Raw genomic sequence first — 6,910 nt, 5'->3', positions numbered from 1 at the left:
CCTTTATTGATCACATTAGTGATGCCATGTGCCGCAAGCATAGCCATGGCCATATTTACACGATTTCCGCTTCTGCAAACCATAATAATTTCATCGAACTCGCGCAAAGTATCGATATGACTTTCTATTTGATCTAGTGGATAATTTACACTACACAGAGCATGTCCATCCATATTAAACTCGTCAACCGATCTTACGTCTACAATAATTGATTTCATATTAGGTAATTTATTAATGATTAAGCCTATCGCAAATAGATTATCCAAGTCAATGATTAATCTATTTACAGTTTTTATGCTCGATTTATTTTACAAATTGATTTACATTTCCGAAAGTTCCACCATTAACTACATTCGTAAATCCATTTCTTTGCAGAATAGCTTTTGCCTGTGAGCTTCTATTTCCACTACGGCAGAATACGATAATATGTTTTTTGTCTTTGAATTTAGCAATCTGCTGAGAAATACTATCGAGTGGAATATTCACAGATCCTTTCACTTTAGATTGAGCATATTCTTGCGGCGAACGCACATCAACCAAGAAAGCACCTTCTTCTATAAGTGCCTTAAGATTTGGCTTTTCGGCTGATGTAAATAATTTTTTTAGAAAGTTTAACATATAATTTAGATTGAGAACTTGTTAATTACACCTACTATACCATTTTTGGGAACTACCCCACTTTGACGCCACAAAACCTCACCATTTTTAAAAAGTATTAAGGTTGGAACACCTTGCACTTGAAATTGGGCAGCGGCTTGCGGATTTTTATCTACATCAACCTTTAAAATACTAGCTGCATCACCTACTTCCTGTTTTACTTCCTTTAAAATTGGGGCCATAACTTTACATGGTCCACACCACTCAGCAAAAAAATCTACAAGCACTGGCTTATCAGATTGTATTAATTCATTAAATGTCATGTCTATATTTTTTAAAGCTTTTATGTTAAACTACCTCTTCATAGGAGATTTCCTTCGAAGCTGATTTTTTTGTCGGAGGTGGAGTAGCGCATCCACCAACGCCACAGCAAGCAGCATTAAAGAGTGCCATACCTGTAAAAAGCAAACCTGCTAATCCGAATAAAATATCAGTAGCTACAACTGCTTGAACAATAATTGCCAATCCGATTCCTAAACGAAGAAATCGAACGATACTCCAATTATTTAATAATACATCTTTCATGGTTTTAGCCCCCTATTAATTTAAAACTTATACAAAGGTAGTGCCTAAGTTTTCGTTTATAAGTAACAAAGGTTACAAATGAGAAAGGCGAGATTTTACTGGGCGAATATAGAACAGATTAGTATGTAGGCACACAATAGTCGCTTTTCCAAAAGGTTTTTGTAGTGCAGCACATCCTGTAGTTGGCAATTATTCCAGCAATGGCGGTAATGGCGGCCACAATATATAAAGCTTGGCTAATGCCAAACATGTCTGCCAAAAATCCGCTTAAAATTGCTCCAATTACATAGCCACTATCGCGCCAAAGGCGGAAAATACTTAAACTTTCGGCACGTTGTTTAGGATGTGTTCCTTCGGCAATTACGGAGAGGAAATTAGGATAAACCATAGCCGTTCCGAAACCAAGGAGAATAGAGGCAAGAATTAAAAATGGAAGAGAGGAGGCAATCGCAATAATTAAAATGGCTAGTGCTTGGACTAACATTCCAGCGGTAATAATTTGCTTTTTGCAGTGACTATCGCCTAATTTACCGGTAAAAAGTTGAGATATGCCCCAAACTGCGGGATAAATTGCGGCAATTAAGCCAATTTGAGTAATGCTAAATCCTCTTTGAATCAATAGCATTGGCAGCAAGCCCCAAACTACTCCATCATTTAGATTATTAACTAGGCCATTTAAGCTTACAGAACCTAAATTCTGATGCTTCCAACTTGTTTCCTTCCATACATTATCAAAAAGAGGGAGTTTACTTACCAAACTTTCTGTTTGTACGAAATGAGTGGTATCTTTCACTAAGAATACCGTGATTAACAATCCGGCAAAGGAAAATAATATACCCGGAATAAAAGGAAAATAAGCATAGCCATAATCTGATGCTATGGAACTTGCCAACCAAGCGGCAAGACCAACTGAAAGATAACCTGCAAATTCATTAATTCCCATGGCCAAGCCACGATTTTTCCCACCTACCAAATCAATTTTCATGATTACCGTAGAGCTCCATGCTAGTCCCTGGTTAATACCCAACAAAATATTAGCAGCAATTACCCAATTCCAATTAGGAGCATACATGAGCATAAAAGGGACTGGAAGAGCGAAAATCCAACCGATTATAAGAATAGTTTTGCGATTAAACTTTTTGCTGAGTTGAGAAACAGCGTAATTGCTTAGCGATTTACTAATTCCGAATGCGATAATAAAAGACATTAAAGCTGCATTGGCACTTAGTCCGAATTCCACATTGCCAAAACCAGGCATAATGGATCGTTCTAAACCAATCATGGCACCCACAAAGGCATTCACCAATACGAGTAATGCAAATTGAAATTTATTTTCTTTTAAGCCTTGCATGCAATAGTAATATACGGAAATAGAATTAAAAACAAACAATTATTGGGAGCGCTGCTCCCAATAATTGTTTTAATAGGCATTATGTAGGGAAATTATTAAGAATGCATGGTTTTACTTTGGCAAACAAAATCTGTTTTTGGAACATTAGTTTCGGCTATTGCCTTAAATCCACCAGCTATTTCGGTAAAATTTCTATAGCCGCGAGCCTGAAGAATAGAGGCTGCCACCATACTTCTATAGCCACCAGCACAGTGTATAAAGAAGTGTTCTTTTGGGTTCACATCTTTAATCCAGTCGTTGATATAATCAAGTGGTCTATTAAATGCATCCTCAACATGTTCAGCAGAATATTCACTCTCTCTTCTTAAGTCTACCACTTTATCATGCCCAATTTTAACTTCATTAGCAAATTGCTCTGCAGTGATACGATCTACGATATCAGCTTCCTTACCAGATTTTAACCATGCTTCGAAACCACCTTTAAGATGTCCGAGAACATTGTCAAATCCAACACGACTTAAACGAGTTATGGCCTCTTCTTCTCTTCCTTCATCCGTAACCAATAGAATAGCTTGCTTTACATCAACAATAAGTGCACCAACCCAAGGGGCGAAATCACCATCTAAGCCAATATTCACAGACTGCGGAATAAAGCCGCGATAGAAAATACTATTATCTCTAGTATCTAGAATTAGGGCGTCTGTAGATTCGGCAGCGACTTCAAACTCATCCGGACTTAAAGCTTTCATGCCATGTTTTAGGACTGATTCGAAGCTTTCATAGCCCTTTTTGTTCATAGCCACATTCAATCCGAAATAAGCAGGTGGAGGTGTTAAACCATCCGTCACAGCCTTCACAAATGCTTCTTTATTTGGCTGATTAAGCGCATAGTTCATGCGCTTTTGATTTCCCAAAGTATCTACGGTTTGAGTCATCATATTTTTACCACAAGCACTCCCTGCACCATGCGCCGGATAAACAATAACATCATCTGCAAGCGGCATAATTTTATTCATCAAGCTATCGTAAAGTAAGCCTGCAAGCTCTTCCATAGTCATGTGCGCTGCTTTTTGAGCCAGATCCGGGCGACCAACATCACCGAGGAAGAGTGTGTCGCCACTAAAGATGCAATGATCTTTACCACTCTCATCCTTGAGCAGAAAAGTAGTGCTTTCCATTGTATGACCTGGGGTATGTAAAACCTTAATTGTTAGGTCGCCTACTTTAAACTCCTGCCCATCAGTGGCAGAAATACAATCGAACTCACAAGTTGCATTTGGTCCGTAGACAATAGGAGCACCAGTTTCTTTACTTAGATCCACATGCCCACTAACGAAATCGGCATGAAAATGAGTTTCAAAAATGTATTTGAGTTTAACCCCATCTTTTGTAAGCCTATCTAGGTAAGGCTTAACTTCGCGAAGAGGGTCAATAATGGCAGCTTCGCCATTGCTTGTGATGTAGTATGCACCTTGTGCTAAACATCCAGTGTAAATCTGTTCTATTTTCATGATCATTATTTAACTAAACAAAAATCGCGAATAAAGAGGCTTGATTTTGTAACATATGTTGCACATAAAAAAAGCTGCCAAAAATAATTTGACAGCTTTTTAATAGCAATTTAATTTACTAATTAGGAGACCAATGGTTCGCCTTTATTTACCCATTCATTGATACCACCAGAATAGTTTGAGACATTAGTAAAACCATTTTTTATCAAGATTGAATAAGCAATTGCTGCTCTATCTCCACCCTGACAGTGGATTAATACCTTTTTATCTTTACTGATTTTATCCAAATTTTGGGGCAATGTACCTACAAACACATTGTCGGCATGAGCGATATGGCCAGAGTTATATTCAGATACACCTCTAAGATCCACAATTTGCACATCCTCCTTCATCAAGTTTTTGGCCTCTTCAATTGAAACTACGTTTGCTTTTTCCAAATGGCCACCAGCTTCAGTCCATACTGAGGTGGAAGGAACATAGCCATAGATATTATCTAATCCGATACGCATCAATTTTCTTGTGAGATCATCCAACTTAGATTCGTCGGCTAAGATTATAAATTGCTCATCATACTTTAGGAACCATCCCGCCCAAGTAGCGAAAGAGTTATTACCTTGAATATTCATTGTTCCAGGAATAAACCCTGCTGCAAATTCTACTTTATCTCTTGCGTCAAGCACTTTCATGCCCTTAGCCATCGCATCTTTAAGATCAGCTGCACTTAATTTTTTAAGAGTAGGCACTTCCGTTAACAATGGGCGATCAATCTTATTCAGACTTTTCATCATTGCAAAATACTTAGGTGGTTCAGGCTGATCGGCTAAAAGATATTGTACGAAACCCTTTTCATCATTATCATACTGAAAGGCCCAGTTTCTCACTTTTTCATAGCCAACGGTAGTACTTGGCACAGCACCAAGCGCTTTGCCGCATGCAGAACCTGCACCATGACCTGGCCAAACCTGGATATAGTCGGGCAGAGCTGCAAATTTATTGATCGATTTGTACATTTCCTTTGCTCCAGCATCCATAGTACCGACCATCCCAGCAGCTTTTTCAAGTAAATCCGGGCGACCAACATCACCCACAAATACGAAGTCGCCGGTAAATAACATCACAGGCTCCTTTGTAGCAGGATTATCAGTTAGCAAAAAGCTGATGCTTTCCGGAGTATGACCTGGAGTGTGTAATACTTCCATGGTAAGATTACCAATCTGTACTTTATCGCCATCCTTTAGGCCATGATGCTTAAATTCATATTCCCATCCTGGTCCGCCCTCATCAGACAAGAACATTTCTGCTCCTGTTAATTTGGCTAATTCACGTGAACCAGCAAGAAAATCTGCATGGATATGCGTTTCGAAAATATGAGTGATTGTCATGTTATTCGCCTTAGCAATTTCTAAGTACGTATCCACATCACGCTTTGGGTCGATTACAGCCGCAACTCCAGCTTTCTGACAGCCTATAAAATAACTTGCTTGTGCAAGACTCTTATCATAAATGTGTTGAAAAAACATAATTTTTGGGTTTTAATTTTATTAAATATCTAATTACAATTCTTTTTTAGCTAGGTACCAATCTACCATTTCTAGATTACTATTTTTTCTTTCTGCAAGTGCCTCAATTGTTTTTGGTGCAGGCACGATTACCTTGTCGCCAGGCTGCCAATTTAAAGGCATTGCTACTTTATGCTCATCAGAAACTTGAAGTGCAAGCAGCGTTCTTTTGATTTCATCCATATTACGCCCAACATTTAAAGGGTAATACATTACCAATCTAACCTTTCCAACTGGATCGATAATAAATACAGCTCTAACGGCTGCAGTTTCACTTTCACCTGGCTGAAGCATTCCATAAAGTTTGGAAACACTCATATCAATATCCGCAATGATTGGAAATTCAAACAAAACACCAGTTTTTTCATTTACAGCATTAACCCAAGCAATATGGGCATGTATACTATCAATACTTAAGCCAATTAATTTTGCGTTGTGGGCACTAAAAAAATCTTTTTCCAAAGCAAAACCACTCATCTCTGTTGTACAAACCGGGGTAAAATCTGCTGGATGCGAGAAAAATACTACCCAACTTCCTTTATTAAATTCTGAAAATTTAAGATTACCTGTAGTTGTAACAGCTTCGAAATCTGGAGCAAAATCACCAATTCTTGGCATTGTATTATTTGTGTCTAAATTTTCCATAATATTTTAAATTCTTTGTACAAAGATGGCGACTAAAATTTCGTAGCTCGGTAACAAAGGTTACAATTAAAACTAGGCCTTAAGGCTCGTTTTAGTGAAAACAATAAAGAGTTCATTCCCTAATCTTTTATCGAATGAATTGTAACAAGCATCAAAAATTTTAAAATCGAACTTATTTTCAAATAGTTCTTGATATTCATCCTTTGTACCACCAAACGGTGGGCCAGCCATTTCAAAAATCTTAGAAAATAGAAGGCCAGCAATTTTACCATCACTTTTTAATAGGCTAGCCATTTTCTCAACATAGTTTTTACGCAAAATGGGATCTAGGGCACAAAAAAAAGTCTGCTCTAAAATCAAATCATATTCACCCGCATGTTCAAAGAAATCTCCCAAAATAATGTTAATATTGGGCTTAGCTTCAAATTTTGTTTTTAGCTTTTCTACTAATTCTGGAGCGATATCAATGAGGTTTACATTGGTAAATCCTTGTTCTAAAAGATACTCTGCTTCATAAGAATTGCCACAGCCCGGAATTAAGATTTTAAGATTTTTATCAGTTATTTGATCAATATACGCTTTGAGAGGTGGCGATACTTGTCCTAAATCCCAGCTAGTGGTTTGAGCAATATATTGGTCATTCCAGAAGGCTTGTCCCAGAT

General features: G+C 37.7%; 9 protein-coding genes. All 9 read right to left on the bottom strand.

The genetic code is table 11. The annotated features are described in order from the left end of the window. On the bottom strand, window positions 1–218 hold a 218-nt coding region (locus tag ACILQF_RS08940), incomplete at its 3' end, for a rhodanese-like domain-containing protein (protein WP_395627073.1). Window positions 219–303: 85 nt separating this feature from the next. Continuing rightward, window positions 304–618: a rhodanese-like domain-containing protein gene (locus tag ACILQF_RS08935; RefSeq protein WP_395627072.1), complete on the bottom strand. Its 315-nt coding sequence runs from the start codon at window positions 616–618 to the stop codon at window positions 304–306. A 5-nt stretch (window positions 619–623) separates the two neighbouring features. Continuing rightward, window positions 624–944 carry a thioredoxin gene (gene trxA, locus ACILQF_RS08930; protein ID WP_395627074.1) on the bottom strand — a complete coding sequence of 107 codons (321 nt, stop codon included), beginning with the start codon at window positions 942–944 and terminating at the stop codon, window positions 624–626. A 1-nt stretch (window position 945) separates the two neighbouring features. Beyond that, entirely contained in the window at window positions 946–1,182 is a 237-nt protein-coding gene (locus ACILQF_RS08925) for a hypothetical protein (protein WP_395627071.1), read from the bottom strand. Between the two features lie 118 nt (window positions 1,183–1,300). Then, window positions 1,301–2,533 carry an MFS transporter gene (locus ACILQF_RS08920; RefSeq protein WP_395627070.1) on the bottom strand — a complete coding sequence of 411 codons (1,233 nt, stop codon included), beginning with the start codon at window positions 2,531–2,533 and terminating at the stop codon, window positions 1,301–1,303. A gap of 95 nt (window positions 2,534–2,628) precedes the next feature. Continuing rightward, window positions 2,629–4,044 carry a rhodanese-like domain-containing protein gene (locus ACILQF_RS08915; RefSeq protein WP_395627069.1) on the bottom strand — a complete coding sequence of 472 codons (1,416 nt, stop codon included), beginning with the start codon at window positions 4,042–4,044 and terminating at the stop codon, window positions 2,629–2,631. A gap of 122 nt (window positions 4,045–4,166) precedes the next feature. Further along, window positions 4,167–5,564, bottom strand: coding sequence for a rhodanese-like domain-containing protein (locus ACILQF_RS08910; protein WP_395627068.1), 1,398 nt, complete (start codon window positions 5,562–5,564; stop codon window positions 4,167–4,169). Window positions 5,565–5,597: 33 nt separating this feature from the next. Continuing rightward, entirely contained in the window at window positions 5,598–6,248 is a 651-nt protein-coding gene (locus ACILQF_RS08905; RefSeq protein ID WP_395627067.1) for a peroxiredoxin, read from the bottom strand. 72 nt (window positions 6,249–6,320) lie between these two features. Beyond that, window positions 6,321–6,910 (bottom strand): methyltransferase domain-containing protein (locus ACILQF_RS08900; RefSeq protein ID WP_395627066.1); only part of this gene is annotated, 590 nt, incomplete at its 5' end.

Source organism: Daejeonella sp. (genome assembly GCF_044232565.1).
Classification (GTDB): Bacteria; Bacteroidota; Bacteroidia; order Sphingobacteriales; family Sphingobacteriaceae; genus Daejeonella.
The sequence above is the reverse complement of the archived record's forward strand: the minus strand, read 5'-3'. Positions and strand labels throughout refer to the sequence as shown.

Bases quoted from the DNA above. Each gene is read 5' to 3' on its own strand.
- ACILQF_RS08920 (WP_395627070.1), bottom strand. From the start codon at position 2,533: ATGCAAGGCTTAAAAGAAAATAAATTTCAATTTGCATTACTCGTATTG.
- ACILQF_RS08905 (WP_395627067.1), bottom strand. From the start codon at position 6,248: ATGGAAAATTTAGACACAAATAATACAATGCCAAGAATTGGTGATTTT.
- ACILQF_RS08925 (WP_395627071.1), bottom strand. From the start codon at position 1,182: ATGAAAGATGTATTATTAAATAATTGGAGTATCGTTCGATTTCTTCGT.
- ACILQF_RS08915 (WP_395627069.1), bottom strand. From the start codon at position 4,044: ATGAAAATAGAACAGATTTACACTGGATGTTTAGCACAAGGTGCATAC.
- ACILQF_RS08935 (WP_395627072.1), bottom strand. From the start codon at position 618: ATGTTAAACTTTCTAAAAAAATTATTTACATCAGCCGAAAAGCCAAAT.
- ACILQF_RS08910 (WP_395627068.1), bottom strand. From the start codon at position 5,564: ATGTTTTTTCAACACATTTATGATAAGAGTCTTGCACAAGCAAGTTAT.